The organism is Streptomyces sp. SID8374 (assembly GCF_009865135.1).
Lineage (GTDB): Bacteria > Actinomycetota > Actinomycetes > Streptomycetales > Streptomycetaceae > Streptomyces.
On record NZ_WWGH01000001.1, the window covers coordinates 610,595 to 637,444 of the forward strand.

Genomic DNA, 26,850 nt, shown 5'->3' on the forward strand with positions numbered 1-26,850 from the left:
GTGTTACGTTGCGCAGGCGCGAAGAAGCAGACGTGAAGAAATTGCATGGCCAGGGGTGGGAGAGACGACATGGAGACCGCACGCGGCGCCGAGCGACAGCGGACGGCGGCCGAGGCCCGCCGCCGCGAGCTGCTCGAAGCAGCGGACCGGGTGGTGCTCAGGGACGGCCCGCAGGCGTCGATGAACGCGATCGCCGCCGAGGCCGGGATCACCAAGCCCATCCTCTACCGGCACTTCGGGGACAAGGGCGGCCTCTACCGCGCACTGGCCAAACGCCACACCGACGCCCTGCTCAGCGCGCTGCGCGCGGCCCTGGACGCCCCCGCCGAGCGCCGCGCCCGGGTCGAGGCCACCCTGGACACCTATCTCGCCGCGATCGAGGCCCGCCCGCAGGTCTACCGCTTCCTGATGCACCCCTCCGACGACTCCGCCACCTCCGCGGAGGCCGCCCTCTCCACCGAGCAGGGCTTCGACGTCGGCCGCCACTCCGCCCCGCTGCTGCGCCGGCTCGGCGAGGAGCTGGGCCAGGTCATCGTGGAACGCGTCGACCTGGGACCGGACGGCGAGCAGATGGCCCGCATCTGGGGCCACGGCATCGTCGGCATGATGCACGCGGCGGGCGACTGGTGGCTCGCCGACCGGCCCTGCTCCCGCGAGCGGCTGGTGCGCAGCCTGGCCGACCTGCTGTGGGGGCGGCTGGCGGAGGCGGGCGACCGCGACGTCAAGGGCGGCCCGGGGTTCTAGGGCCTGGCGTCAGACTGCCGTCGTCGCCCGAAGGGCGGCCGCGCGGCGTCCGGTGCGTGCGATCGCAAGGCGCCGGAGGGGCCCCCTGCTCAAGCGAAGCCGAGAGCTTGGGGGAAGTGCGTGCCAGGCGTCGCACGGCAGACGGCAGTCTGACGACAGGCCCTAGAGGGCGTCCTTGCGGGCCCACGGCGCCCGCCGCGCCGCACGCAGCGCGCGGGAGCGCCGCAGCCCGGTCAGCCGGTCGGTGTAGACCATGCCCTCCAGGTGGTCGCACTCGTGCTGGAGGCAGCGGGCGAACCACCCCGTCCCCGCGATCCGCACCGGCTCGCCCGTCATCGTGAAGCCCTCGACCACCGCGTGGTCGAAGCGTTCCGTGCCCGCTTCCAGGCCCGGAAGTGACAGACAGCCCTCCGGTCCGCGTACGGTGAGTCCGTCCGCCTCGACCAGTTCGGGGTTGACGACGTGTCCCAGATGACGGACGTCGTCGTCGTCCGGGCAGTCGTAGACGAACACTTTGAGCGGGACGCCGATCTGGTTGGCGGCGAGCCCGACACCCTGCGCGGCGTACATCGTGGCGAACATGTCCTCGACCAGCCTCGCGAGCGACGGGCCGAACTCCGTCACGTCCTCACAGGCACGGTGGAGCAACGGGTCGCCGAGCAGACTCATCTCACGGATGAGTCCGGAACTGCCGGGGATCGGGCGGTTTCGCATGGCGGCAAGCGTACGTTCCGCCGCTGCCGGGGAGTTCCCGTGGTGCCGCGGTGCGGTCGCCGCGCCGGACATCGATAGGCTGGGCGCGGACCGATGCAAGGAGGATCTAGGACGATGGCAGGCAACACGGAGCCGTTGTCGCCGCGGGCCAAGCTGGCCGTGACGGCGGGCAAGGCCGCGGCGGCGGTGTCACGCGCCGCGGGGCGGGGCAGCGGATCGGTGATCGGCGGCCGGGTGGCGCTCAAACTCGACCCCGACCTGCTGGGGCGGCTGGCGCAGCACCTGGACGTGATCCTCGTGTCGGCGACGAACGGCAAGACGACGACCACCCGGCTGATCGCCGAGGCGCTGCGGGCCGCTGGGCCCGTCGTGTCGAACGCGCTCGGCGCGAACATGCCCGCGGGCATCACCTCGGCGCTGGCCGGCGGCTCGGACGCCAAGTTCGGCGTGATCGAGGTCGACGAGAAGTACCTGGCGGGCGTCGCCCGCGACACCACCCCCAAGGCGATCGCACTGCTCAACCTCTCCCGCGACCAGCTGGACCGCGCGGCGGAGACCCGGATGATGGCCGAGCACTGGCGCGAGGGCCTCTCCGGCTCGAAGGCCGTGATCATCGCCAACGCCGACGACCCGCTGGTCGTCTGGGCGGCCTCCTCCTCGGCGAACGTGGTGTGGGTGGCGGCCGGCCAGGCGTGGAAGGACGACGCCTGGTCCTGCCCGTCCTGCGGCGGTGTGATGCAGCGCCCCGGCGACGACTGGTTCTGCGGGCAGTGCGGCTTCCGCCGCCCCGCCCCGAGCTGGGCGCTCAACGGCGACTACGTCCTGGACCCGCACGGTTCGGCCTGGCCGATCCACCTCCAGCTGCCCGGCCGCGCCAACAAGGCGAACGCCACCAGCTCGGCCGCCGTCGCCGCCGTCTTCGGGGTGCCGCCGCAGGTCGCGCTGGAGCGGATGTACCAGGTGCAGGCGGTCGCCGGACGCTATGACGTCGTCACCTTCCAGAACCGTGAGCTGCGCCTGCTGCTGGCGAAGAACCCGGCCGGCTGGCTGGAGACGTTCTCGCTGATCGACCCGCCGCCGACGCCGGTGATCCTCTCCGTCAACGCCCGCGGCGCCGACGGCACGGACACCTCGTGGCTCTGGGACGTGGACTACACCCAGCTGGCCGGCCACCCGATCTTCGTGCTCGGCGACCGCAAGCTGGACCTCGCGGTCCGCCTCGAAGTCGCCGGTCTCGACTTCCGGGTCTGCGAGAACCTCGACGAGGCCGTGCAGTACGCCCCGCCCGGCCGTATCGAGGTCATCGCCAACTACACCGCCTTCCAGGATCTGCGCCGTCGTGTCGGCAACTGACCCCGGCCCCGGCCACCTCCGGAGAGGACGAAGCATGAGCAACAACGGTCTGCGTCTGGTCTGGGTCTACCCCGACCTGCTCAGCACCTACGGCGACCAGGGCAACGCCCTGGTCGTGGAGCGGCGGGCCCGGCAGCGCGGTCTGGACGTGCAGCGCGTCGACGTGCGCAGCGACCAGCCGGTGCCGACGTCCGGCGACATCTATCTGATCGGCGGCGGCGAGGACCGGCCCCAGCGCCTCGCGGCGGAGCGGCTGCGCCGCGACGGCGGGCTGAGCCGGGCCGCCTCCAACGGCGCGATCATCTTCTCGGTCTGCGCGGGCTACCAGATCCTGGGCCACGAGTTCATCAACGACCTCGGTGAGCGCGAGCAGGGCCTCGGCCTCCTCGACGTGGTCTCCACCCGCGGCGAGGGCGCCCGGTGCGTCGGCGACGTACTGGCGGACATCGACCCGCAGCTCGGGCTCGAAGCGCTGACCGGGTTCGAGAACCACCAGGGCGTCACCCATCTCGGCCCCACCGCACGGCCGTTCGCCCGGGTGCGGTTCGGCCGGGGCAACGGCACCGGTGACGGCACGGAGGGGGCGTACAACGACACGGTCTTCGGGACGTACATGCACGGCCCCGTGATGGCCCGTAACCCGCAGATCGCCGACCACCTGCTGAAACTGGCCCTCGACGTCAACGCGCTGCCGCCCACGGACGACCGCTGGTACGAGGCGCTGCGCGCCGAGCGGATCGCATCGGCGACACAGCCCGCCTGATGAGGGGTTTTCCGCTCGGTTGAGCGGAGTCCAGCAGGCGGACGGACGGTTCGGTCCCGCCACCCTGCGCCGGTAGGGTGGCGGGGATCCAACCGGACGACGTGGTCCGGTCGTCGACTTAACGTTGCAAAGGTTTCCGGGCCATGCGCATTGGCGTACTCACCTCCGGCGGCGACTGCCCCGGCCTCAACGCCGTCATCCGTTCCGTCGTGCACCGCGCGGTGGTGGACCACGGCGACGAGGTCATCGGCTTCCACGACGGGTGGAAGGGCCTGCTGGAGGCCGACTACCGCAAGCTGGACCTCGACGCGGTGGGCGGCATCCTGGCCCGCGGCGGCACGATCCTCGGCTCCTCCCGGGTCCAGCCGGCCCATCTGCGGGACGGTGTGGAGCGGGCCCGGGGCCATGTCGCCGACCTCGGCCTGGACGCCATCATCCCGATCGGCGGCGAGGGCACGCTGAAGGCGGCCAACCTCCTCTCCGAGGCGGGGCTGCCCATCGTCGGCGTCCCCAAGACCATCGACAACGACATCTCCTCCACCGACGTCACCTTCGGCTTCGACACCGCCGTCGGGGTCGCGACCGAGGCGCTGGACCGGCTGAAGACCACCGCCGAGTCCCACCAGCGGGTGCTGATCGTCGAGGTGATGGGCCGTCACACCGGCTGGATCGCCCTGCACTCCGGGATGGCGGCCGGCGCCCACGCGATCGTGGTGCCCGAGCGCCCCTTCGACATCGACGAGCTGACCGAGCTGGTCGGCAAGCGCTTCTCGGCGGGCAAGAAGTTCGCCATCGTGGTGGTCGCCGAGGGTGCCAAGCCCCGTGCGGGCTCCATGCAGTTCGAGCAGGGCGTCAAGGACATCTACGGCCACGAGCGGTTCGCCGGGGTGGCCACGCAGCTCTCCGGGGAGCTGGAGCAGCGGCTCGGCAAGGAGGCCCGGCCGGTGATACTCGGCCATGTCCAGCGCGGCGGCACGCCGACCGCGTACGACCGGGTCCTGGCGACCCGGTTCGGCTGGCACGCGGTGGAGGCGGCGCACCGGGGCGAGTTCGGGATGCTGACCGCGCTGCGCGGCACCGACATCGTGATGGTCCCGCTGGCGGAGGCGGTCGAGACGCTGAAGACGGTCCCGGCCGAGCGGTACGCCGAGGCGGAGTGCGTGCTCTAGTCACCAGGTACCTGAGAACTGCCCCCGGCCGCGAGCGCGGCCGGGGGCAGTTCTACGCTGTACCGGACAACCGGCACGAAACGGGGACGTGTCCCCATCGGGAGTGAACAGATGGATCACAGCGGGCACGGCATGAACATGGATCTGCCGCCGTTCACGCTGGGACGGGGGCTGGAGCTCTCGCCCGACCCGTTCTTCCTGACCGGCTGCCTCCTGGCGCTCGCCCTGTACGGGTACGGCGTGGTGCGGCTGCGTCGGCGCGGGGACGGCTGGCCGGTCAACCGGATCGTCTTCTTCACCGTGGGCGTGCTGAGTGTCGCGCTGGTGATGTGCACCAAGCTCAACGACTACGGCATGGTCATGTTCAGCGTGCACATGGTGCAGCACATGGTGATCAGCATGCTGTCGCCGATCCTGCTGCTCCTGGGCGCCCCGGTGACGCTGGCGCTGCGGGCGCTGCCGCCCGCCGCCCGGGGCCGGACCGGGCCGCGCGAGCTGCTCCTGAAGCTGCTGCACAGCCGGTACATGAAGATCATCACGCATCCGGCGTTCACGATCCCGCTCTTCATCGCGAGCCTGTACGCGCTGTACTTCACCCCGGTCTTCGACTTCCTGATGGGCTCCAAGCCCGGCCACATCGGGATGATGGTGCACTTCCTCGCCGTCGGCCTGGTCTTCTTCTGGCCGATCATGGGCGTGGACCCGGGCCCGCACCGGCCCGGCTATGTGATGCGGATGCTGGAGCTGTTCGCCGGGATGCCGTTCCACGCGTTCTTCGGGATCGCGCTGATGATGGCGAGCACCCCGATGGTCAAGACGTACGAGAATCCGCCCGCGTCCCTCGGCATCGACGCGCTCTCCGACCAGAACTGGGCGGGCGGCATCGCGTGGGCGTTCAGCGAGATCCCCTCGGTGCTGGTGCTGATCGCGCTGGTCTACCAGTGGTATCGCTCCGAGCAGCGCACGGCCAAGCGCTCGGACCGGGCCGCCGACCGCGACGGTGACAAGGAGCTGGAGGCGTACAACGCCTATCTCGCGTCATTGCAGGCGCGACAGTAGCGCGGGGGGCGCTCCCGGGGCGACCATGGGGTGAACGGCCGCGCGGCCGACGAGGAGGGACGCGCATGTCCGGATCGACGAAAACCATGGGGTATCTGACCGTCGGAGCACTGGTCACGGTGACGGCGTACACGGTGGCGCTGGGCAGCAGTGGCTGGCTCTGGTTCGGCTGGGTGGTGCTGGGGCTGTGCACGCTCGGCATGCTGGCCACCCAGGACACCTGACCGCTCCACCAGGACACCGACCGTCGCGGCGGACACGCCTGACGGGCCCGGCGGCGGGGTACGAGCCGGGTGACCGGTTCGCCACGGTCGCACGGTCCTGCCGGGGATCTACACTGACGGTCCCCGGCACGACCATGACCTGGCAGAACGCAGCCCTGACGCCGGCCCGGCAGAGCGAGGAGCACCCACAAGGTGTTTTATTACGTCCTGAAGTATGTCGTGCTGGGACCCCTGCTGCGGGTGCTGTTCCGCCCTCGTATCGAAGGTCTTGAGAACATCCCGGAGGACGGCGCGGCGATCGTCGCCGGGAACCATCTCTCCTTCTCCGACCACTTCCTCATGCCCGCCATCATCAAGCGGCGCATCACCTTCCTCGCGAAGGCCGAATACTTCACCGGACCGGGGATCAAGGGCAAGCTCACCGCCGCGTTCTTCCGCAGCGCGGGCCAGATCCCGGTGGACCGCTCGGGCAAGGACGCCGGGCAGGCGGCGATCCGCGAGGGCCTGGGCGTGCTGAGCAAGGGCGAGCTGCTGGGGATCTACCCGGAGGGCACCCGCTCGCACGACGGCCGGCTCTACAAGGGCAAGGTCGGGGTGGCGGTCATGGCGATCACCGCCCAGGTGCCGGTGATCCCGTGCGCCATGCTCGGCACGTTCGAGATCCAGCCGCCCGGCCAGAAACTCCCGAAGATCAAGCAGGTCGCGATCCGGTTCGGTGAGCCGCTGGACTTCTCGCGGTACGCGGGGATGGAGAACCAGAAGGCCGCGATCCGGGCGGTGACCGACGAGATCATGTACGCGATCCTGGAGCTGTCCGGCCAGGAGTACGTGGACGAGTACGCGGCGAAGGTGAAGGCCGCCGAGCAGGAGGCCGCGCCGCCGAGGAAGTTCCCCAAGCTGCGACGCTGACGGCGAATTCGCCACCGGCAGAGCGGGCTGGTCCGGCCGGTCCCGCTCCCCCTAGCGTCGTGCCCATGAACCAGGGACACGCGTGGGTGCTGGGAGCGACGGGACAGATCGGGCGGGCGGCGGTGAGCGCGCTCGCCCGGGACGGCTGGGAGGTGACCGCCGTCTCGCGCGGCGGCGGCCGGGACGAGCGGTGGGGCGACGGGGTCCGCGCGCTGGCCCTCGACCGGGACGAGGAAGGCGCGCTGGAGAAGGCGGTCGGCGAGGGCTGTGACGTCCTGGTCGACATGGTGGCGTTCGACGGGACGCACGCACGGCAGCTGGCTTCGCTCGCCGGGCGGGTCGGCTCGGCGGTCGTGATCTCCAGCGGTGCGGTGTACGAGGACGACCGCGGCCGCAGCTTCGACACCCAGGCCGAACCGGACGGCTTCCCGCGCTACCCCGTGCCGCTGCCGGAGAAGCAGCGCACGGTGGCACCGGGCGACGCGACGTACGGGACCCGGAAGGCGCTGCTGGAGCGGGAGCTGCTGGCGGCGGGCGACGCACTGCCGGTCACCCTGTTGCGGGCGGGCGCGGTCCACGGCCCGTACTGCCGCACACCGCGCGAGCTGTACTTCGTGAAGCGGCTGCTGGACGGGCGTCGGCGCCGGGTCCTCGCGTACGGCGGCGAGAGCCGCTTCCACCCGCTGCATGTCGCGAACGCGGCCGAGCTGATCCGCCTCGCCGCCCGCCGCCCCGGTTCGCGGGTGCTCAACGCGGCGGACCCGCAGGCGCCGACGGTGGCCGAGATCGGGGCGGCGATCGACGCGGTGCTGGGACGGGAGGCGGAGACGGTCCTGGTCGACGGCCCGGCGCCCGAGGGGGGCGTGGGCGATACGCCGTGGAGCGGGGCGCATCCCGTCGTGTACGACATGACGGCGGCGGAGCGGGAGCTCGGGTACCGGCCGGTGACGGGGTACGTGGAGTCGCTCCCGGAGACCGTGGAGTGGCTGGCCGGGGAGCTGGCGGGGCGGGACTGGCGGGAGGCGTTCCCGAAGATGGCGCGGAACTACGGGGAGGCGCTCTTCGGCTATGCGGCGGAGGACGCGTGGCTGGAGGCGTACGACCGGGACCGGCGCTGAGGCCGGGCCCCGGTCGTACGCCTCACGGCTCTCCTACGGCTTCGGCGTGGCGTGCGGGGTGCACGTCACGTCGCGGCGGTCGGTCTTCCCGGTGAGCAGGTAGGTGTCCACCCGCTCGTTGACGCACGGGTTGACCAGCCCGGTGACGCCGTGGGACCCGGCGCCCTTCTCGGTGATGAGCCGCGAGCCCTTGAACCGCTGGTGCAGTTCGACGGCGCCCTCGTACGGGGTGGCGGCGTCGCGGGTGGCCTGCACGATGAGGACCGGGGGCAGCCCCTTGCCGGTCTTCACGTTGAGCGGGGTCTGCTGCTTGGCCGGCCAGGTGGCGCAGGGCAGGTTCATCCAGGCGTTGGCCCACGTCATGAACGGGTACTTCTGGTGCAGCCGGGTGTTGTCCCGGTCCCAAGTGCGCCAGTCGGTGGGCCACTTGGCGTCCGCGCACTCCACGGCGTTGTAGACGGCGTTGCCGTTCTCGGCCGCCGCGTTGCCCGCGAGGTCGTCCATGTCGGGGGCGGCGGCGTCGATCAGCGCCTGGGTGTCACCGGCCCGGTAGGCGCTCCAGGTCTTGGCGGTGGGCGCCCAGGCGGAGTCGTAGTACGGGGCGCTCTGGAAGAAACCGATCAGCTCGGCCGGTCCGACGACGCCGCCGATGGGCTTCTTCTTCGCGGCCGCGCGGAGCTTCAGCCACTCCTTCTCCACCTTCTGCGGGGTGTCGCCGATGCCGTAGACGGAGTCGTGCTGCGCGACCCACGCCTTCCAGTCGTCCCAGCGCATCTGGAAGGCGATGTCCTGGTTCAGGTTCGCCCGGTACCAGATGTTCTCCCGCGCCGGGTTGACGACGCTGTCGACGACCATGCGGCGTACGTGGGTGGGGAAGAGCGTGCCGTAGACGGCGCCCAGGTAGGTGCCGTAGGAGACGCCGAGGAAGTTGAGCTTCTTCTCCCCGAGGGCGGCCCTGATGACGTCCAGGTCGCGGGCGGTGTTGGGCGTGGTCATGTGCGGCAGCATCGCGCCGCTGCGCTCGCCGCACCCCTCGGCGTACTCACGGGCGAGCTTGCGCTGCGCGCGCTTGTCGGCCTCGTTGTCGGGGACCGGGTCGGCCTTCGGCGCCTTGACGAACTCCTGGGGATCCACACAGGAGATGGGCGCCGAGCGGCCCACCCCGCGCGGGTCGAATCCGACGAAGTCGTACGCCTTCGCGGTCTTGGTCCAGAGCGGGTTCTTGGTGGTGATGCGGGTGGGGAAGCGCATCCCCGAACCGCCGGGCCCGCCCGGGTTGTAGACCAGGGCGCCCTGGCGCTCGCCCTTGGTGCCGGTGCTGACGTGCCGGTCGACGGCGAGCTTGATCTTCCTGCCGTCCGGTTGGGCGTAGTCCAGCGGCACGGTCACCCAGCCGCACTGGATGGGGGCGGCCAGCCCCCAGTCCTCCGGGCAGTTCTTCCACTCGATCCCGGCCCTGCCCGCCCGCTCGGCGGCGATCCTGACTCCGCGCGCCTCGGCGCCCGCCCGGCCGTGGTGGCGGCCGTCCGCGCTGGCGGCGGGCGCGGTTATCGCTCCGGCCACGAGCGTGCCCGCGATCAGCGCGCCGGCCGCGCCGAGCACTGCTGTACGTCCCACGTGGAACCTCCCCCATCGTCGTCCGATGCGCCGCCGGTGGCGGCGTGGTCTCCATCGGAGCGTTCCGGGGATCCTTTCGTCTGTGGGGTTCCTGGGGCCAGGGCGTACACCTGTTTCTTTACCGAACCCATAACCGGTGAAGGAGGTCCGCTGAGCGGACTCAGCCGTTACCGGTGTCCGCTTTGAGCCCGTCCAGCAGTTCGCGCATCGCCTCGTCCAGGATCTCGCGCAGCAGGCGGGCGTCGGCGGCCACCGCGGTGACCAGGACGGCGGGTCCGGCGAGCGGGGTGAGGGCGGCGGTGGGGGCGAGCAGGCGGGCGGGGAGCGGGGCGTCCTCGAAGGACGGGTCGGCCAGGAGGAGTTGGCCGACCGCCCGGTGGCCGCCGAGGACGGCGGGGCCGTCCCAGCCGCCGGGTGCGCCGGGCCCGTAGGCGAGTTGCTGGTCCAGGAGCGGGCGGCCAGCGCGGCGGACGGTGAGCCGGGTGGTGAGGGCGCCGGCGGGTTCGCCGTGGCGGCCGAGGATCTGCTCCTCGCGGAGCAACAGGCGGGCCGTGGGGGCGAGTTCGACGCGGGTGGTCTGGTGCAGATCGCTGCCGTGGGCGGAGACGAGCTGTTCGGGGAGCCAGTGCAGGGTGGCCCCCTCCCCCACGGTCAGGCGTATGCCGTACGTGGAGGGCTCGCCGTCCGGCCGTGCGCCCGGGAGCGCCACCGTGGCCGCCGCCGCGTCGACGGTGAGGCGTGCGCCGTCGGCGGCCTCGGCCTCGATCGCCAGCCGGTCGCCGTTGAGCGGGGCGCTCATGGCGCCGACGACGGTGGCCCGGGCGTGGGTGGGGAGCGGTGAGCGGGTGCGGCGGAGCGCGAGCGGCCCGGCGGACTCCAGGACGGGCAGCGCGGTCCCGCCCCGGCCGTCGGGTTCGGCGCGGAGGCGGGCGGTGGCGTGGACGCTCATGCGGTCCAGGCGGCGAGCTGAGCCCGCACCCAGTCGGCGACCGGTCCGACGCCCTCGGCGGAGGTCAACGAGGTGAAGAGTACGGGGAGTTCACCGCGCTGCTCCTTGGCGTCGCGGGCCATCCGCTGGAGGTCGGAGCCGACGTAGGGGGCGAGGTCGGTCTTGTTGATGACGAGGAGGTCCGCGGTGGTGACGCCGGGGCCGCCCTTGCGCGGGATGTCGTCGCCGCCCGCCACGTCGATGACGAAGACCTGGGCGTCGACGAGCCCCTTGGAGAAGGTGGCGGTGAGGTTGTCGCCGCCGGACTCGACGAGGACCAGGTCGAGTGGGCCGACCGCGTCCTCCAGGTCCTCGACGGCTTCGAGGTTGGCGGAGATGTCGTCGCGGATCGCGGTGTGCGGGCAGGCACCCGTCTCGACGGCCTGGATGCGCTCGGGCGGCAGGACGGCGTTGCGCAGCAGGAAGGCGGCGTCCTCGCGGGTGTAGATGTCGTTGGTGACGACGGCGATGGAGAGCCGGTCGCGCAGCTCGCGGCAGAGGGCGGCGACGGTGGCCGTCTTGCCGGAGCCGACGGGGCCGCCGAGCCCGATGCGCAGGGCGCGCCGGGTGCCGTCGGGGCGGGTGGCGTCGGCGCTGACGGCTGCGGGGCCGTCGTGGGTGTGGCCGAGGTGCATGGGGGCTCCTGTCGGGGTGCGGGTGTGCGGACGTCCGGCTCGCAGGCCGATCGGTTGCGGGTCAGGACGCGAAGAGGCGGACCGGCCAGGCGGCGTGCGCCTCGGCGGTGATGTCGAGGAGCGGTGCCGAGGCGGCGGGCAGGGCGTCGATGCCGTGCCGGGCGGCCTCGGCGGCCTGAGCGGCCACCTGGTCCAGCTCGGGAGCGAGGCGGGCGAGTACGGCGGTGGCGTGGAAGGGGTCGAGGGAGAGCAGCCGGACCACGGCGGTGGCCGGTCCGCTGACCGTCTCGTACGCGACGCAGTGCGCGGCGTCCTCGGGGTCCAGCCCGGCCGCCCTCGCGGTGAGGCCGAGGACGACGGGCTGGTGGGCGCCGCGCGGCCGGGCGGCGGCGAGCGCGTCGAGTTCGGGGCTCGGCCAGGTGGCGCGGGCGGCCCGCATCAGCTGACGGCCGAGCTTGCGGGCGGTGGCCCGTAGAGCCGGTGAGGGCGTACGGGCGTCGGCGGCCTCGTCCAGCGCGAGCGGGTCGAGGCCGTGGGCGGCCGCCGCGGCGAGGGCGGCGGCCGTGAGCCCGGTGGTGTGCAGGCGGCCCCGGCAGAAGGCGGCGAGGTCGTCCGCGTCGCGGATGCGGCCCTGGGTGACGGCCGGTTCGGCGCCGCCGGAGTGGGCGTGGCCTCCGGCGGGGAACCGGCCGTCGGCGAGGACGAGCAGGGCTGCGCGTGACATGGCTCGGTCCCCGGCTCAGAAGAGGAAGTAGCGCTGGGCCATGGGCAGTTCCGCCGCCGGTGCGGGTTCGACCGGTTCGCCGTCGATGGTGACGGCGAAGCTGTCGGGGTCGACGTGGACGTGCGGCATGGCGTCGTTCTCCCGCATGTCCGCCTTGGTGACGCCCCGGGTGCTGGTGATCGGTGTGAACTGCTTGTCCAGGCCGAGCCGTTCGGGCAGGCCGTCCTCGATCGCCGTCTCTGTGACGAAGTTGAAGGAGCCGCGTGCCGCCGCCCGGCCCAGTGCGCCGAACATCGGCCGGGGCAGCACCGGTTGGGGCGTCGGGATGGAGGCGTTGGCGTCGCCCATCTGCGCGTACGCGATCTGGCCGCCCTTGATGACGGTCTGCGGCTTCACCCCGAAGAACGCCGGGTCCCAGAGCACGAGGTCGGCGAGCTTCCCGCTTTCCACCGAGCCGATCTCCCGGTCCAGGCCCTGGGCGACGGCCGGGTTGATGGTGTATTTGGCGACATAGCGACGGACTCGGTGGTTGTCGGCCGCCCCGTCCCCGGCCAGCGCGCCGCGCCGCTTCTTCATGACGTGGGCGGTCTGCCAGGTCCGCAGGATCACCTCGCCGATGCGGCCCATCGCCTGCGAGTCCGAGGAGATGATCGAGATGGCGCCGAGGTCGTGGAGGATGTCCTCGGCCGCGATGGTGGAGGGCCGGATCCGGGACTCCGCGAAGGCGAGGTCCTCGGGGACGGCCGGGTTGAGGTGGTGGCAGACCATCAGCATGTCGAGGTGTTCCTCGATGGTGTTGACGGTGTGCGGCCGGGTCGGGTTGGTGGAGCTGGGCAGGACGTACGGCTCCGAGACCACGGTGATGATGTCGGGCGCGTGCCCGCCGCCCGCGCCCTCGGTGTGGTACGCGTGGATGGAACGCCCGGCGATGGCGGCGAGGGTGTCGGCGACGAACCCGGCCTCGTTGAGGGTGTCGGTGTGGATGGCGAGCTGGGCGCCGGTCTCCTCGCAGACGGTGAGACAGGCATCGATGGCGGCCGGGGTGGCGCCCCAGTCCTCGTGGATCTTGAACCCCAGGGCACCGCCCCGCAGTTGGGAGTACATGGCGTCGCGGGATGTGGTGTTGCCCTTGCCGAGCAGCCCGATGTTGACCGGGAAGGTCTCCAGCGCCTCGAACATCCGGGCAAGGTGCCAGGGACCCGGGGTGATGGTGGTGGCCTTGGTGCCCTCGGCGGGTCCGGTGCCGCCGCCGACGAGGGTGGTGATGCCGCTGGAGAGCGCCTGGTCGAGAAGGGTCGGCGAGATGAAGTGGACGTGCGCGTCGACCGCTCCGGCCGTGACGAACTTGCCGTTGCCCGCGATGATCTCGGTCTCCGGGCCGATCACCAGGTCGGGGTGGACCCCGTCCATGGTGTCCGGGTTCCCGGCCTTGCCGATGCCGGTGATGCGGCCCTCGCGGATGCCGATGTCGGCCTTGACGATGCCCCAGTGGTCGATGACGACCGCGCCGGTGATGACGGTGTCGGGTGCGCCCTCGGCCCGGGTGGTGCGGGCCTGCCCCATGGACTCGCGGATCACCTTGCCGCCGCCGAAGACCGCCTCGTCGCCCGCGCGTCCGGGGCCGCCGGAGCGGTCCTCCTCGATCTCGACGAAGAGGTCGGTGTCGGCGAGCCGGATGCGGTCGCCGGTGGTGGGGCCGAAGAGGTCCGCGTACACGGCCCTGTCGAGGTCAGCCATCGAGGGCACCTCCGGTCTCGCCGCGCAGGCCGGGGACGATGCGCCGGCCGGAGAGGGGGACGAGTTCGACGTCGACGGGGATGCCGGGTTCGAAGCGGACCGCCGTGCCGGCCGCGATGTGCAGCCGCAGCCCGTGGGCGGCGTCCCGGTCGAAGCGCAGCCCGGGGTTGGCCTCGGCGAAGTGGTAGTGGGAGCCGACCTGGACGGGGCGGTCGGCGGCGTTGAGGACGGTGAGGCGGGTGACGGGACGCCCCTCGTTGAGGGCAATGCCCCCGTTCCCGTACAGGATCTCTCCGGGAATCATCGGCGCGGCCCCGTCAGACGATCGGGTCGTGGACGGTGACGAGCTTGGTGCCGTCCGGGAAGGTGGCCTCGACCTGGACGTCGTGGAGCATCTCGGGGATGCCCTCCATGACCTCGTCCCGGGTGAGCAGCTTGCGGCCGGACGCCATGAGTTCGGCGACGGTGCGGCCGTCGCGGGCGCCTTCGAGCAAATGGGCGGTGATGAGGGCGACGGCTTCGGGGTGATTGAGCTTCAGCCCGCGTGCCCGGCGCTTGTCGGCCACGTCGGCGGCCACATGGATGAGCAGGCGTTCCTGCTCGTGCGGGGTAAGTTGCACGCTTCCACCTCATCGTCTACCGCCCGGTACCGGCCTCCGGGCGCAGCGGGACCCTATCCCCGTTCAACAGTTCGTTGAACGGGGAACCCGGCTCTCGCGACCAGGTATTGCACGTTAGGGCGGAAGTTTTTCCGTTGCGTTAACTGGGCTTTTGCGGGCCCATGGACATCAGCCCGTGCAAGCCGTCCTCCAGCACCTCGGGGCGTACGTCCCCGAAGAGGGCCTCCTGCACGATGAAGCCCTGGGCGGTGGCGATCATCGTCCGCGCCATGTGGTCGGCCACCACGTCGCCGCCCAGGAGCCCGGCGTCCCGGTAGGCCTCGACCAGCCCGGTCCAGGCGGTGCGCATCGTGGCGTACCCCTCGTCCAGCTGCGCCGCGAGCCGCCGGTCGCGCAGCGTCTCGGACCAGAGCTGTACGGCGAGGGCGGCGAAGGTCCGGCGATCCAGCCCGTGCAGCTCACCCGAGAGCACCCGCCCGAGGACACTGCTCAGCAGCACGTCCGGGGTGGGCGGCGGAACCACGCGGCCGGCCTCCTCGAACGCGTCGCGGATGGCGGCGAAGGTCTCCTCGGTGATGGCCGCGATGATGTCCTCCTTGCCGGGGAAATAGCGGTAGACCGCACCGGCGGAGAGGCCCACCTCCTTGAGGACGTCCTGCATGGACGTGCCGTGGAATCCGCTGCGGGCGAAGCAGCGCGCCGCTCCGTCGAGGATCTGGCGGCGCCGGGCGTCGAGGTGTTCCTGGGATACACGAGCCATGGGCCCAACCTAAAACGAACGTTCCTTCTTGACAAGAGAGCACCCCGTCCCGACAGTGGAGGCCGTACGAAAAACGAACGATCCTTCTTTTTGATCGCCACCCGGAACGAGGCCCCCATGTCCACTGCACCCAACCGCCGCGCGGTGGCGGTCGTCCTGCTCATCCCGCTGGTGGTGACGCTCGCCCTCTGGTCCTTCGCCTGGCCCGCCGCCCGGATCGCACCCCGCGACCTCCCGGTGGGCGTCGCGGGTGCGGCGCCCGCGGCCGGTCAGCTCCAGCAGCGGTTCGAGCAGCGCGAGGGCGCCTTCGAGGTGCACCGCTTCGCCGACGAGGCGGCGGCGCGGGAGGCGATCGAGGACCGGGTCGTATACGGAGCCGTGGTCGCCGGACCGGAGGGCCCGCACGTGCTCACCGCGACGGCCGCGAGCCCCGTGGTCGCCCAGCTGCTGCGTGAGGCGGTGACGGCGGGGGCACCGGAGGGCACCCGGGTCCGGGTCACCGATGTGGTCGCCGCGCCCTCCGGGGACCCGCGCGGCAGCGCACTCGGCGCGAGCGTGCTGCCGCTGGCCCTGGCGGGGATGGGGGCCGGGGCGGCGATCACCCTGCTGGGGCTGCGCGGGGCGCGGGCGGCGCTGACGCTGACCGGAGCGGCCGCCATGGTGGGCCTCGCCGCCACGGCCGTCGCGCACAGCTGGCTCGGCGTGATCACCGGCGACTGGTGGACCGAGGCGGGCGCGATCGCCCTGACCGTCCTGGCCATCGGGGCGGCGGTGGCGGGGCTCGGCGCCCTGCTGGGCACACGAGGTCTCGGGGTCGGCGGGCTGCTGATGATCCTGCTGGGCAACTCCTTCTCCGGGGTCACCAGCGCTCCCCAGCTGCTCCCCGAACCGGTCGGCGCGATCGGCCAGTCGCTGCCGCCGGGCGCGGGCGGGTCACTGCTGCGCTCGGTCGCGTTCTTCGACGGCGGCGCGGCGGGCGGCCCCGCCCTCACGCTCGTGCTCTGGTCGGCGCTCGGCCTGGCGGCGGTGCTCGTCGCGGGGCGGCGGCGTACGACCGCCGCACCCGTCGGCGGTCAGGCGCCCGATTCGGCCTGACCGGGGTGGTGGGCGGCGATCCCGAACCGCTGCCGTTCGCCGGGGGCCGAGGCGGCGGAGCCGATCGAGGAGACCGAGCTGATCACCTGCCTCTCGGCCACCGCCTCCTCCTCGTCAAGCCTTTCGAGCCGTTCCAGGTCGGCGGCGGAGACCAGCGCGGTGAGCGGCTTGCCGTGCCGCGTCACGACGACCCGCTCACCGCCGTAGACGACGCGGTTGATCAGGTCGGCGAGCTCCGCCCGTGCTTGCGTCACCGGAATCTCGTAAGCCATGGCCCCAAGCTTAAGGCGCGCACGCGACCGTTGCGGAGCCTTGCGGCATCCGCGCAGCCGGCTGCCGGGAGCCCTTCGGATCGGGCGGTGACCACCACTCCCCCGCCCTTCGGTCACAACTCCGTCACCAACGGAACATCTGGCTCCTGCGGGTGCACCCGGCTCACTAGCGTCGCTCCTCCACGAACTTCCTTGGGGGACCGATGAATTGGAACGACCCGCAGCACCCGTCACGCCAAGCGGACTGGGGGCCTGGTGTCACCGTGCCGCCGCAGAGCCCTTCCACCGGGCCGCGTTGGGCCCGTAAGCGCGTCGTACTCCCGGCCGCCGGTGTGCTGTTCCTGCTCGGCATCGGGATCGGTGCCACCGGTGAGCAGCCGGAGACCGTGCGGACGGCCGCGGTGAAGAAGGCGGAGCCGGGGCCGACGGTGACCGTCACCGTGACGGAGACCGCGAAGGTCACGGTGACGGCCGACCCGGAGCCCGCCCCGACGGTCACGAAGATCAAGAAGGTGCGGGTGACCGTCACCGCCCCGCCGCCGGAGCCTGCCGCCGAGGCGCCCGCCCCGGTCCAGGACGATGACGACGACGCGGGCGGGGCGTACACGTACTACAGGAACTGCACCGCCGTCCGCGCCGCGGGCGCCGCCCCCATCAGGAGGGGCGAGCCCGGGTACGCCTCCCACCTCGACCGCGACGGTGACGGAGTCGGCTGCGAATAGACGCCCACCGCCCCTCCTGGATGCCGCGAACGCGAAAGCCACGCCCCTCTTCTGTACGTCCTGTACATTTTTGACGGGGCGTGAGCGCGGACCGGCCTGCGCCGCCCCCGCGTTCCGTCGCGCACCCAGGAGAGGGGCTCCGCCATGATCCGACCCGCCGCCCGCCACGTCCTGCCCGAGTTCACCGAACGCACCCCGTCCGGGACCCGGACCCAGGACCCGTACTCCAAGCTCCTGTCCGAGCGGATCGTCTTCCTCGGGACTCCGGTCGACGACACCGCGGCGAGCGATCTGATCGCGCAGTTCATGCACTTGGAGCACGCCGATCCGGGCCGGCCGCTCTCGCTCTACATCAACTGCCCCGGCGGCTCGTTCGGGGCCATGGCGGCGGTCCACGACACGATGCGGTTCCTGACGTGCGACGTGGAGACCTTCTGTCTGGGGCAGGCCGGCTCCTACGCGGCCGCCCTCCTGGCGGCCGGAACGCCGGGACGGCGACATGTCCTGCCCGGCGCGCGGGTAGTCATTCGGCAACCCGCACTGGCGGAGCCGGTGCGGGGCCGGCCGTCCGACCTGGAGATCCACGCGCGCGAACTGGTGCGCACCCGCGAGCTGTTCACGGCGATGCTGGTCCGCCACACGGGCCGGACCGCCGAGCGGGTCACCGCCGACATCGAACGCTCCACCATCCTCGACGCGCAGGCCGCCCTCGCCTACGGGCTGGTGGACCACGTCGTGGAGAACCGCACGCTCCCCCAGCCGCCGCACGACGCGAGGTGAACCGCCCATGGAGCCACCGGAGTTCCCGCCCCTGCCCGCACTGACCCGCGCCGAGGGCGAGTTCATCGACCGCTATCTGGCGGTCCTGGACCAGGTGGGCCGGATCAACCCGGCACACGGCGGCGACACCTACAGCGCGCTGCGGGCGGCGCAGGCCCTGGCCTCCGGGGCGGCGGCCCTGCGCGACGCGCTGGCCCTGATGCATGAGCGCGGCGAGCGGCAGATCCACGCGGCGACGCTCGTACGGGCCCTGCGGGTGCTGGACGGCGAGCGGCGGGCGGGCAGGGTCGCCGTGCCGCCGACCCCGAACTGAGCCGCGCCGCGCGCCGGGAGCGCATTACGGGAGCGGGGCGGTCGCCCCGCCGTGCGACACGCCCGGTCCAGCGATCAATTTCCCTCGCTCGTTCGGCGTAGGGGATCACCCGCGCGAGCGACGGCCCAACTTGCGTCCGACGCGCGGGCTGTACTCGAAATGCCCCCTTTCGTCGCTGGTACGAGGGTGTGCGCCGGGCTCGTCGGCGGGCGCGAATCCGCCCCGTCCACCCGAACGGTTCAGTGGTGAGGAGACTCACAAATCACTGTTTCGACTCGGAAATCCGGCACTTCGTGAGTCAAGATCCCTGGGACGACAAGCCCCCGCCGCCGCGGCGGGGCGGTCCGGGTGGACGCCGAGTCCTGCCGCTTCCCGGATGACTGGTCGACAGGAGTGGATCGGCAGGAGTGGAGGACCCAAGCACAACGGGCCGACCGGGAGACCGGGAAGCCCTCGGGGTGAAGCCGCGTGAAGCGGCCGGGCAACTTCGCCAGCCCGAACCCGACAGGTCATCCTTCACAGGCGGCTGACGAAGGGTTGCGCATGTCTGCGCAGGTTCATGTCCCGTCTCTGTTCGCCCGGGTCGGTACGGCTTCCGTACTCACCCTGGCCGTGACGTCCTCGATGCTCGCACCAGGTCTGGTCAACGATGCCGAGGCCGCCACCCATTCGACGAAGGCGCTCAAGATCGCCGCGTCGAAGAAGGGCGCTCCTTACAAGTACGGGGCCACGGGTCCCAGCCGGTTCGACTGCTCGGGGCTGACTCTCTACTCGTTCAAGAAGGCCGGGAAGAAACTCCCCCGCACGGCACAGCAGCAGTACAACAAGACCAGCCGTATCGCCGCATCGAAGCGGAAACCCGGCGACCTGGTCTTCTTCCATTCCGGGCGCAGCGTCTACCACGTGGGCATCTACGCCGGGGGAGGCAAGATCTGGCACTCCCCCAAATCCGGGGACGTGGTCCGCAAGGCGAAAATCTGGTCCAAGAGCGTCTGGTACGGACGGGTCCGCTGACCCACCGACCGGACGCTCTTCCCTTGCGGGCGGTACGGGCACATCTGCCGGCGCCGCCCGCGAGGGCCCCGGCGCCCCTCAGCGCAGAAGGGGCCCGGTCACCAGCGCCAGGCCCAGACCGGTGAGCGCCACACCGCTGCCGCCCTCGATCGCCCGGGCGGTACGCGGCCGGCGCAGCCACCGGCCCAGCCGGTCCACGAGCAGGGCCACGGCCGGGAACCAGACGAGGGCCAGAGCCACCACGAGGGCGGCCAGCAGGAGCGTCCTGGGCAGCGGCGGCTGCCCGTCGGGGACGAACTGCGGCAGCAGGCTGAGGAAGAGGACCGGCGCCTTCGGGTTGAGCGCGTTGGTCAGGAACCCCTGACGCAGCGCGCGCCCGAACCCCTCGGGCCCCTCCGGCGGTACCCGGTCCGGCGTACGGCCCTTCTCGGAGGCCCGGCGCCGGAGCGCGTACAGCCCGCTGATCCCGAGGTACAGCACGTACGCGCCGCCGAGCAGCTGGACCGTGCGGAAGAGGACGGGCATCGTCACCAGCACAGCGGCGAGCCCCGCCACGGCGAGCGCGGTGTGCACGAGCAGCCCCCCGGCGACGCCGAGCGCGCTGGCCAGGCCCGCGGTGCGGGAGGCGAGGGCGTTGCGTACGACGACGGTGAAGTCGGCGCCGGGCAGCGCCACCATTCCGGCGGCGACCCCGGTGAAGGCGATCAGTTGTGCGTCCATGGGGTCCAGCCTGGACCTGCGGAGCCTTTAGCGTGTACTAGCAATCTTCTGGGGCCGGCTAAAGGAACGCTTCATGTACGACCCGACGCGGCTCGCCGCACTGGTGGCGGTCGCCGAGACCGGATCGATCACACGGGCCGCCGCCCACCTGGGCTACACCGCGCCCGCGCTCTCCCAGCAGCTGGCCAAGCTGGAGCGCGAGGCCGGGGCGACGCTGCTGGTGCGCCACCATCGCGGGGCGCGGCTGACGGCCGCCGGTGAGCTGCTGGCGGGCCGGGCGAGGCGGGTCCTGGACGAGCTGGACCAGGCGCGGCACGAGCTGGCGCAGCTGGCCGGGCTGTCGGGCGGCAGGCTGCGGGTGGGGACGTTCACGACGGCCGGGGTCCATCTGCTGCCGCCGGTCCTGAGCGCGTTCCGGCGGGCCCACCCGGAGGTCGATCTGGCCGTCACCGAGTACGAGCCGCCGGGCGGGATCGCGGCGGTGACCGAGGGCGAGGTGGACCTGGCGCTGACCCACACCTACGAACCGGCGGTGGCGGACCCGCCGCCCCCGGGCGTCACCGTGGAGCCCCTGCTGGTCGAGGAGCTGTTGCTGGCGACCGCCGTCGGGCACCGGCTCTCCGAAGGCACCGGACGGCTGCCGGTCGCGGAGCTGGCGGGCCGGCCGCTGATCAGCTCCGCGCCGGCGCATCCGCCCCGGCGCGGGGTGGAGAGCGCGCTGGCGGCGGCGGGCGCCGCACCGGCGGTGGTCTGCGAGTCGCCGGGCTACGCACTGGTGTGCGCGCTGGTCAGCGCCGGGCTCGGCGTGGCCGTGGTGCCGGAGATGGTCGCGTCGCTGTCGCCCACGCCGCTGGCCGTCCGGCGGCTTGAGCCCGCGGACTTCCGCCGGACGATCTCCGTGGTGCACCGCGGCGACCGGGCGACCGCCGCGGCGGCGACGCTCCTCGCACTGCTGCGGAGCGGGTACGGCCGGGCGGCGGCCCGCTGAACCGTGGCGGCCCCCTGCACCACGGCAGCCCTCTGCACCGTGTCAGCCCCTTGAACGGTGGCGGCCTTCGCGAACCCTGTCGTCAGCCCTGGACCGCCACCGCCCAGGGCAGCGCGATCCAGACCGTCTTGCCGCCCTCGGCCGTCGGGACGACCGTGAGCCGCCCGCCGTACTCCTTGGCCAGCGCCCGGATGATCACCATGCCGCGCCCGTTGTCCTGCCGTACGGCGGCGGGCAGCCGCTGAGGCCACCGGGGGTGACTGTCCGTCACGCCCAGACGCAGTTCCTCGTCGCGTTCCAGGCGCAGATCCACGGTGAAGGTGGGCGACTGGCCGAAGGTGTGCTGGACGGCGTTGGTGGTGAGTTCGGAGATGATCAACCGGATGGTGTCGGCGAGATCCGTGTCCTCGGAGAGGCCCCATTCGGCCAACGTCCTGGCCACATATCTGCGGGCCGAGGAAACCGAGGCCGGATCGCTCGGCAGGGTGACGGTTGCTTCCTGATGGTCTGCCATGGCGACGCCGTCCCTTTCGCGCCCCGGCCGACCGGCAGTCGGCCAGGATTGTGCTTCGCGCCAGACTGCCACTGTTGAAGCTCGCTGTAACGATGTTCGACCAAGATATGCATATATCTGTCGCTCGAAGCGGTGAATTCGGGCCCGCACAACCGGGGCGGAGGGCACACTGACCCCCTTGCGGGCCCGAACCTTGCGGTGCGTGTCGGACCCGTCCCGTTCCGTTCCGCACAGCGCGAGGAGACCTGGATGCTGCACGGCCCCGTCGTCCGACGGCGGAAGCTCGGCGAGGAGTTACGGAGTCTGCGGCACGCCTCCGGACTGACCAGCCGGGACACGGCGCGGCTGCTCGGCTGGCACCAGTCGAAGGTGAGCCGTATCGAGACCGGCGCCAGCGGGGTCAGCCCCCAGGACGTGACGCGCCTCCTCGACGTCTACGCGGTGCGCGACACCCAGCTGCGCGCCCTGCTCGAAGTGCTCGCCGGGTCGGCGGGCGGCGGCGGCTCGGGGTGGTGGCACGCCTACCGGGGCCTGATCCCGCCCCAGTACCGCGACTTCATCAGCCTGGAGTCGCAGGCGAGTACGGTGCGGACCCTGGAGACCTCGGTGGTGCCGGGGCTGCTCCAGACCGCCGGTTACGCGCGGGCGGTGACCCGGGCCTCGCTGGACGGCTTGCCGCCGGACGACCTCGACTCCCTGGTCGAGGTGCGGCTGACCCGTCAGAGGGTGCTGCGCGCGAAGCCGCCGCTGCGGTTCACCGCCGTCCTGGACGAGGCGGTGCTGCACCGGGAGGTGGGCGGCCCCGAGGTGATGCGGGATCAGCTGCACCATCTGACCCAGGTGGCTCAACTCCCGCACGTGGAGCTTCAGTTGCTGCCGTTCTCCGTCGGCGGGTATGTCGGACTCACCTCGCCTTTCGTTATCTTCTCCTTTCCGAACATTTCTGATCTGGATGTGGTCGTTCTTGACCACTTGACGAGTAGCCTCTATCTGGAGCGGAAAGAAGACCTCGACGCGTACAGCTCGGCCTTCCGCACCTTGCAGACACACGCACTGACCCCGGATCGATCGCTGGAACTCGTCGCCGCGATCCGCCGCGGCCTCCGCTAGACCGGCAACCCGACAGGACGTCCGACTCTGCCCGAGGGGGGCACCATGTCCGACCGTCTCGCACCGCACCCGTCGTCACCCACCCCCGAACCACTGCTGTGGCGCCGCAGCAGCCGCTCCACCGGAATGAACAACTGCGTGGAGACCGCACGGCTGTACGGCCCCGGGCCCGGCGGCGCGCTCCTCGCCGTACGCGACTCCAAGGACGTGGACCGGCCGCCGCTCCGGTTCTCCGCGACGGCCTGGACCACCTTCGTGGCCGGGCTGGACCGGCAGCACATCAGCTGAGCGGAGCCAGGGCCTCCCGGGGAGCGGTCGCGACGATCGTGGCCACCGCGCCGGTGATCTGCTCCTCGGTGAGGTCCGCCCGTGCGGTCAGCCGCAGCCGGGAGATGCCGTCCGGCACCGACGGCGGCCGGAAGCACCCGACCGCCACTCCGGCCGACCGGCAGTCGGCCGCCCACGTCACCGCCGCGTCGGCGGAGGGTGCCCGGACGGAGACGACCGCCGCGTCGGGCCGGACCGCCGTCAGCCCGGCGGCGGTGAGCCGCCCGTACAGCGTGGTGGCGACCTCCCGGGCCCTGGCCGCCCGTTCCGGCTCCCGGCGCAGCAGCCGGAGGGCGCCCAGCGCGCCGCCCGCCGCCGCCGGGGCGAGGCCGGTGTCGAAGATGAACGTACGGGCGGTGTTGACCAGGTGGTCGATGACCCGGGCCGGTCCGAGGACCGCACCGCCCTGGCTGCCCAGCGACTTGGAGAGCGTGAGCGTGGCGACGGTCCCCGCACCGCCCGCAAGTCCGGCGGCGGCGAGGGCGCCGCGTCCGCCGTCGCCGAGGACGCCGAGGCCGTGCGCGTCGTCCACTACCAGGGCGGTGTTCGCGGTGCGGCACACCTCGGCCAGCGCGGCGAGCGGGGCCGCGTCCCCGTCGACGGAGAAGACCGAGTCGGTGACGGCGAGCGCCCGCCCGTCGTGTCCCTGGAACGCCTTGGCCACGGCGTCCGGATCGGCGTGCGGGACGACGGCGGTCTCCGCGCGGGATAGCCGGCAGCCGTCCACGATGGAGGCGTGGTTCCCGGCGTCAGAGACGATGAGCGAACCGCGCCCGGACAGTGCCGTGAGGGCCGCCAGGTTGGCCGCGTAGCCGGAGGAGAGGACGAGCGCCGCCTCGAAGCCGCAGAAGTCGGCGAGTTCCCGTTCGAGTTCGGCGTGCAGCTCGGTGGTGCCGGTGACCAGCCGGGACCCCGTCGCGCCCGCACCCCAGCGGTGGGCGGCGGCAGCGGCGGCGTCGGTGACCTTCGGGTGCCGGGTGAGGCCCAGGTAGTCGTTGCTCGCGAGGTCCAGGAGCCCGGCTTCCGCGCTCCTCGGGCGCAGGGCCCGGACGAGCCCGGCCTCGGCCCGGCGGCGGGCCTCGTCGTCGATCCAGTCGAACGGGGCGAAGGGCGGGGCGAAGGACATAGGGCGGTCCCTTTTGTAGGCAGCTCACAGACCCTAGCGGGGTGCGCAGCAGGTCAGGGTGTGGCAATACACACACCCTCGCCCACGTCTCCTGTCCGGTTCCTCCTTGGCTGGAGACGGTGCCGTAAGCCAGGATCATCTTTCATGGACCTGCTGAACACGCTGGTGGACAAGGGGCTGCGGCGCGAACTGCCGACCCGCGAAGAAGCGCTCGCCGTGCTGGCGACCTCCGACGACGACCTGCTGGACGTGGTGGCCGCCGCGGGCAAGGTACGCCGCCAGTGGTTCGGGCGGCGCGTCAAACTCAACTACCTGGTCAACCTGAAGTCGGGGCTCTGCCCCGAGGACTGCTCGTACTGCTCGCAGCGGCTGGGTTCCAAGGCCGGGATCCTCAAGTACACCTGGCTGAAGCCGGACGAGGCGTCCAAGGCGGCGGCCGCCGGGGTCGCGGGCGGGGCCAAGCGGGTCTGTCTGGTGGCGAGCGGGCGCGGGCCGACGGACCGGGACGTGGACCGGGTCACCAAGACCATCGAGGCGATCAAGGAGCAGAACGAGGGCGTCGAGGTCTGCGCCTGCCTCGGTCTGCTCTCCGACGGACAGGCCGACCGGCTGCGTTCGGCGGGCGCCGACGCGTACAACCACAACCTCAACACGTCCGAGGAGACGTACGGGGCGATCACCACCACCCACACGTACGCGGACCGGGTGGAGACCGTGCAGCAGGCCCAGGCCGCGGGCCTTTCGGCGTGTTCCGGGCTGATCGCCGGGATGGGCGAGAGCGACAAGGACCTGGTCGACGTCGTCTTCGCGCTGCGGGACCTGGACCCGGACTCGGTGCCGGTGAACTTCCTCATCCCGTTCGAGGGCACGCCGCTGGCCAAGGAGTGGAACCTCACCCCGCAGCGCTGCCTGCGCATCCTCGCCATGGTCCGCTTCGTCTGCCCGGACGTCGAGGTCCGGCTCGCGGGCGGCCGCGAGGTGCATCTGCGGTCGATGCAGCCGATGGCGCTGCACCTGGTGAACTCGATCTTCCTCGGTGACTACCTGACCAGCGAGGGCCAGGCGGGCCAGGCCGACCTGGACATGATCGCGGACGCCGGCTTCGAGGTGGAGGGCCAGGGCACGACCACGCTGCCGCGCCACCGGGCCGACGCGCTCGCCGGGGGCGGTTGCGGTTCGCAGGCCACGCCGGAGGCGGCGGGCTGCGGTTCGCACGGCGGCGGTGGCGGCTGTGGTTCGCACGAGGCATCCGGCGGCGGCTGCGGGCCGTGCGGTGGCCATGGCGAGCCGGAGACCGTCGCGGGCGCCGGGGAGAGCGTCCCGGCCGGTGCGGCGCGTACGGATCTGGTGGCGGTCCGGCGACGCGGTGCGGGGACGGATCTCGCGCCCAATGCCTGAGCCGTACGACCCCGAACCCGGCGGGCCTGCCGAGCCGAAGCCGTACTCCCCCGACGAACTGCGGGCGCTGGACCGCGCGCACGTCTGGCACCCCTACGGTCCGATGCCCGGCCGGCAGGAGCCGCTGATCGTGGAGTCGGCCTCCGGTGTACGGCTCCGGCTCGCCGAACCCGTCGAGGGGCAGCGGGAGTTGGTGGACGGCATGTCGTCCTGGTGGTCGGCGGTGCACGGCTACAACCACCCGGTCCTCAACGAGGCCGCGCGCGGCCAGCTGGACCGGATGAGCCATGTGATGTTCGGCGGGCTCACCCATGAGCCCGCCGTCCGGCTGGCCACCCGGCTGGTGGAGATCACCCCCGAGCCGCTCCAGCACGTCTTCCTGGCCGACTCGGGGTCCGTGTCGGTCGAGGTCGCGGTCAAGATGTGCCTGCAGTTCTGGCGTTCGGCCGGGCGCCCGGAGAAGCGCAGGCTGCTGACCTGGCGCGGCGGCTACCACGGCGACACCTGGCAGCCGATGTCGGTGTGCGACCCGGAGGGCGGGATGCACGAGCTGTGGTCGGGGGCGCTGCCCCGGCAGGTCTTCGCCGACGCCCCGCCGGACGGTTTCGACGCGCAGCCCGACCCGGACTACGTACGCCGTCTGCGGGAGCTGATCGCCCGTCATGCCGACGAGGTGGCGGCCGTGATCGTGGAGCCCGTGGTGCAGGGAGCGGGTGGGATGCGGTTCCACTCCCCCGCCTATCTGCGGGTGCTGCGCGAGGCGTGCGACGCGTCGGACGTCCTGCTGGTGTTCGACGAGATCGCGACCGGTTTCGGGCGGACGGGGAAGCTTTTCGCCGCCGGGCACGCCGGCCTCTCGCCGGACGTGATGTGTGTCGGCAAGGCGCTGACCGGCGGTTATCTCACGATGGCGGCGACGCTGTGCACCTCGCGGGTGGCAGAGGGGATCTCGCGCGGCGAGGTGCCGGTGCTGGCGCACGGCCCGACGTTCATGGGCAACCCGCTGGCCGCCTCGATCGCCTCGGCCTCGGTGGACCTGCTTCTCGGGCAGGACTGGGAGGGCGAGGTGGCGCGGATCGGCGCGGGACTGCGCTCCGGTCTGGCGTCCGCGTCGGATCTGCCCGGAGTCGTGGACGTACGCGTCCTGGGGGCGATCGGCGTCGTCCAACTCGACCACGAGGTGGACATGGCGGCGGCGACCCGGGCGGCCGTGCGCGAGGGCGTGTGGCTGCGGCCGTTCCGCGATCTGGTGTACACGATGCCGCCGTACGTCACCGGGGACGACGACGTACAACGGATCTGCCGGGCCGTGTGTGCCGCGGCTCGGGAGGGCTGAC

General features: G+C 72.2%; 31 protein-coding genes and 1 riboswitch. Of the genes, 18 read left to right on the forward strand and 13 right to left on the reverse strand.

Features of this window, described 5'->3' with window-relative positions; all coding sequences use genetic code 11:
- The first annotated feature begins 69 nt into the window (after positions 1-69).
- On the forward strand, positions 70-744 hold the full coding sequence (locus GTY67_RS02660; protein WP_093694595.1) for a TetR family transcriptional regulator: 675 nt from the start codon (positions 70-72) through the stop codon (positions 742-744).
- Positions 745-906: 162 nt separating this feature from the next.
- On the opposite strand, the gene def is transcribed toward GTY67_RS02660, so the two are convergent.
- Positions 907-1,458 (reverse strand): peptide deformylase, encoded by a 552-nt coding sequence (gene def, locus GTY67_RS02665; RefSeq protein ID WP_093694596.1) that lies wholly within the window; start codon positions 1,456-1,458, stop codon positions 907-909.
- 114 nt (positions 1,459-1,572) lie between these two features.
- Between def and GTY67_RS02670 the strand changes: the two genes are divergently transcribed.
- From GTY67_RS02670 to GTY67_RS02695, 7 genes are all read left to right on the forward strand, one after another.
- Positions 1,573-2,811 (forward strand): MurT ligase domain-containing protein, encoded by a 1,239-nt coding sequence (locus GTY67_RS02670; protein WP_093694597.1) that lies wholly within the window; start codon positions 1,573-1,575, stop codon positions 2,809-2,811.
- A 34-nt stretch (positions 2,812-2,845) separates the two neighbouring features.
- Positions 2,846-3,574, forward strand: a complete 729-nt coding sequence (locus GTY67_RS02675) for a glutamine amidotransferase (protein WP_093694598.1) — start codon at positions 2,846-2,848, stop codon at positions 3,572-3,574.
- 143 nt (positions 3,575-3,717) lie between these two features.
- Positions 3,718-4,743 carry a 6-phosphofructokinase gene (locus GTY67_RS02680; RefSeq protein WP_093694599.1) on the forward strand — a complete coding sequence of 342 codons (1,026 nt, stop codon included), beginning with the start codon at positions 3,718-3,720 and terminating at the stop codon, positions 4,741-4,743.
- Positions 4,744-4,854: 111 nt separating this feature from the next.
- On the forward strand, positions 4,855-5,802 hold the full coding sequence (locus GTY67_RS02685) for a cytochrome c oxidase assembly protein (RefSeq protein ID WP_093694600.1): 948 nt from the start codon (positions 4,855-4,857) through the stop codon (positions 5,800-5,802).
- Between the two features lie 65 nt (positions 5,803-5,867).
- Positions 5,868-6,026, forward strand: coding sequence for a hypothetical protein (locus tag GTY67_RS34425; RefSeq protein ID WP_015607149.1), 159 nt, complete (start codon positions 5,868-5,870; stop codon positions 6,024-6,026).
- 192 nt (positions 6,027-6,218) lie between these two features.
- Positions 6,219-6,935, forward strand: coding sequence for a lysophospholipid acyltransferase family protein (locus GTY67_RS02690; protein ID WP_093694601.1), 717 nt, complete (start codon positions 6,219-6,221; stop codon positions 6,933-6,935).
- 86 nt (positions 6,936-7,021) lie between these two features.
- Positions 7,022-8,053, forward strand: a complete 1,032-nt coding sequence (locus GTY67_RS02695) for an NAD-dependent epimerase/dehydratase family protein (RefSeq protein ID WP_161279941.1) — start codon at positions 7,022-7,024, stop codon at positions 8,051-8,053.
- A gap of 33 nt (positions 8,054-8,086) precedes the next feature.
- Here the strand turns inward: GTY67_RS02695 and GTY67_RS02700 are convergent, their stop codons facing one another.
- The 8 genes from GTY67_RS02700 to GTY67_RS02735 form a co-directional block, all read right to left on the reverse strand.
- A complete protein-coding gene (locus GTY67_RS02700; protein WP_343238636.1) occupies positions 8,087-9,670 on the reverse strand; it encodes an alpha/beta hydrolase in 1,584 nt (527 codons plus the stop codon).
- A 160-nt stretch (positions 9,671-9,830) separates the two neighbouring features.
- Positions 9,831-10,619 carry an urease accessory protein UreD gene (locus GTY67_RS02705; protein WP_161277640.1) on the reverse strand — a complete coding sequence of 263 codons (789 nt, stop codon included), beginning with the start codon at positions 10,617-10,619 and terminating at the stop codon, positions 9,831-9,833.
- Positions 10,616-11,293: an urease accessory protein UreG gene (gene ureG / locus GTY67_RS02710; RefSeq protein WP_161277641.1), complete on the reverse strand. Its 678-nt coding sequence runs from the start codon at positions 11,291-11,293 to the stop codon at positions 10,616-10,618. Before ureG ends, GTY67_RS02705 begins: the two co-directional genes overlap by 4 nt.
- Positions 11,294-11,354: 61 nt before the next feature.
- Complete coding sequence (locus GTY67_RS02715; protein WP_161277642.1) at positions 11,355-12,017, reverse strand: urease accessory UreF family protein; 663 nt, start codon at positions 12,015-12,017, stop codon at positions 11,355-11,357.
- Positions 12,018-12,032: 15 nt separating this feature from the next.
- Positions 12,033-13,754 carry an urease subunit alpha gene (locus GTY67_RS02720; RefSeq protein WP_161277643.1) on the reverse strand — a complete coding sequence of 574 codons (1,722 nt, stop codon included), beginning with the start codon at positions 13,752-13,754 and terminating at the stop codon, positions 12,033-12,035.
- Positions 13,747-14,058, reverse strand: a complete 312-nt coding sequence (locus GTY67_RS02725; protein WP_161277644.1) for an urease subunit beta — start codon at positions 14,056-14,058, stop codon at positions 13,747-13,749. The genes GTY67_RS02720 and GTY67_RS02725 overlap by 8 nt, the downstream gene beginning before the upstream one ends.
- A 13-nt stretch (positions 14,059-14,071) precedes the next feature.
- Positions 14,072-14,374: an urease subunit gamma gene (locus tag GTY67_RS02730; RefSeq protein WP_161277645.1), complete on the reverse strand. Its 303-nt coding sequence runs from the start codon at positions 14,372-14,374 to the stop codon at positions 14,072-14,074.
- A 139-nt stretch (positions 14,375-14,513) separates the two neighbouring features.
- A complete protein-coding gene (locus tag GTY67_RS02735) occupies positions 14,514-15,134 on the reverse strand; it encodes a TetR/AcrR family transcriptional regulator (protein ID WP_161277646.1) in 621 nt (206 codons plus the stop codon).
- Between the two features lie 117 nt (positions 15,135-15,251).
- Here GTY67_RS02735 and GTY67_RS02740 point away from each other — a divergent pair, with 117 nt between their 5' ends.
- Complete coding sequence (locus GTY67_RS02740; RefSeq protein WP_161277647.1) at positions 15,252-16,229, forward strand: ABC transporter permease; 978 nt, start codon at positions 15,252-15,254, stop codon at positions 16,227-16,229.
- Here the strand turns inward: GTY67_RS02740 and GTY67_RS02745 are convergent.
- Positions 16,208-16,501 carry a type II toxin-antitoxin system Phd/YefM family antitoxin gene (locus tag GTY67_RS02745; RefSeq protein WP_161277648.1) on the reverse strand — a complete coding sequence of 98 codons (294 nt, stop codon included), beginning with the start codon at positions 16,499-16,501 and terminating at the stop codon, positions 16,208-16,210. The two genes, GTY67_RS02740 and GTY67_RS02745, sit on opposite strands and share 22 nt — an antisense overlap.
- Positions 16,502-16,704: 203 nt before the next feature.
- Between GTY67_RS02745 and GTY67_RS02750 the strand changes: the two genes are divergently transcribed.
- The 4 genes from GTY67_RS02750 to GTY67_RS02765 all read left to right on the forward strand — a co-directional run bounded on the left by GTY67_RS02750 (position 16,705) and on the right by GTY67_RS02765 (position 19,330).
- On the forward strand, positions 16,705-17,223 hold the full coding sequence (locus tag GTY67_RS02750) for an excalibur calcium-binding domain-containing protein (RefSeq protein ID WP_161277649.1): 519 nt from the start codon (positions 16,705-16,707) through the stop codon (positions 17,221-17,223).
- A 144-nt stretch (positions 17,224-17,367) separates the two neighbouring features.
- Positions 17,368-18,003, forward strand: a complete 636-nt coding sequence (locus GTY67_RS02755; RefSeq protein ID WP_161277650.1) for an ATP-dependent Clp protease proteolytic subunit — start codon at positions 17,368-17,370, stop codon at positions 18,001-18,003.
- A gap of 7 nt (positions 18,004-18,010) precedes the next feature.
- Entirely contained in the window at positions 18,011-18,316 is a 306-nt protein-coding gene (locus GTY67_RS02760) for a hypothetical protein (RefSeq protein WP_161277651.1), read from the forward strand.
- A 353-nt stretch (positions 18,317-18,669) separates the two neighbouring features.
- Positions 18,670-18,856, forward strand: a riboswitch (cyclic di-AMP (ydaO/yuaA leader).
- A 3-nt stretch (positions 18,857-18,859) separates the two neighbouring features.
- The gene (locus tag GTY67_RS02765) at positions 18,860-19,330 is read left to right on the forward strand and encodes a C40 family peptidase (RefSeq protein WP_161277652.1); all 471 of its coding nucleotides are present in this window, start codon (positions 18,860-18,862) and stop codon (positions 19,328-19,330) included.
- Between the two features lie 78 nt (positions 19,331-19,408).
- Here GTY67_RS02765 and GTY67_RS02770 read toward each other — a convergent pair whose 3' ends face one another.
- Positions 19,409-20,050 (reverse strand): LysE family translocator, encoded by a 642-nt coding sequence (locus GTY67_RS02770; RefSeq protein WP_093694631.1) that lies wholly within the window; start codon positions 20,048-20,050, stop codon positions 19,409-19,411.
- Between the two features lie 73 nt (positions 20,051-20,123).
- Here GTY67_RS02770 and GTY67_RS02775 point away from each other — a divergent pair, with 73 nt between their 5' ends.
- A complete protein-coding gene (locus tag GTY67_RS02775; RefSeq protein ID WP_161277653.1) occupies positions 20,124-21,038 on the forward strand; it encodes a LysR family transcriptional regulator in 915 nt (304 codons plus the stop codon).
- Positions 21,039-21,120: 82 nt separating this feature from the next.
- Here the strand turns inward: GTY67_RS02775 and GTY67_RS02780 are convergent, their stop codons facing one another.
- Entirely contained in the window at positions 21,121-21,552 is a 432-nt protein-coding gene (locus GTY67_RS02780) for an ATP-binding protein (RefSeq protein WP_093694635.1), read from the reverse strand.
- A gap of 249 nt (positions 21,553-21,801) precedes the next feature.
- Between GTY67_RS02780 and GTY67_RS02785 the strand changes: the two genes are divergently transcribed.
- The gene (locus tag GTY67_RS02785) at positions 21,802-22,662 is read left to right on the forward strand and encodes a helix-turn-helix transcriptional regulator (RefSeq protein WP_161277654.1); all 861 of its coding nucleotides are present in this window, start codon (positions 21,802-21,804) and stop codon (positions 22,660-22,662) included.
- A 45-nt stretch (positions 22,663-22,707) separates the two neighbouring features.
- Positions 22,708-22,950, forward strand: a complete 243-nt coding sequence (locus tag GTY67_RS02790; protein WP_161277655.1) for a DUF397 domain-containing protein — start codon at positions 22,708-22,710, stop codon at positions 22,948-22,950.
- On the opposite strand, the gene GTY67_RS02795 is transcribed toward GTY67_RS02790, so the two are convergent.
- Positions 22,943-24,115 carry an 8-amino-7-oxononanoate synthase gene (locus tag GTY67_RS02795; protein ID WP_161277656.1) on the reverse strand — a complete coding sequence of 391 codons (1,173 nt, stop codon included), beginning with the start codon at positions 24,113-24,115 and terminating at the stop codon, positions 22,943-22,945. The two genes, GTY67_RS02790 and GTY67_RS02795, sit on opposite strands and share 8 nt — an antisense overlap.
- A 144-nt stretch (positions 24,116-24,259) precedes the next feature.
- On the opposite strand from GTY67_RS02795, the gene bioB reads away from it, so the two are divergent.
- Positions 24,260-25,513: a biotin synthase BioB gene (bioB, locus tag GTY67_RS02800; protein WP_161277657.1), complete on the forward strand. Its 1,254-nt coding sequence runs from the start codon at positions 24,260-24,262 to the stop codon at positions 25,511-25,513.
- Positions 25,506-26,849 carry an adenosylmethionine--8-amino-7-oxononanoate transaminase gene (locus GTY67_RS02805; RefSeq protein ID WP_161277658.1) on the forward strand — a complete coding sequence of 448 codons (1,344 nt, stop codon included), beginning with the start codon at positions 25,506-25,508 and terminating at the stop codon, positions 26,847-26,849. The genes bioB and GTY67_RS02805 overlap by 8 nt, the downstream gene beginning before the upstream one ends.
- Position 26,850 lies beyond the last annotated feature (1 nt).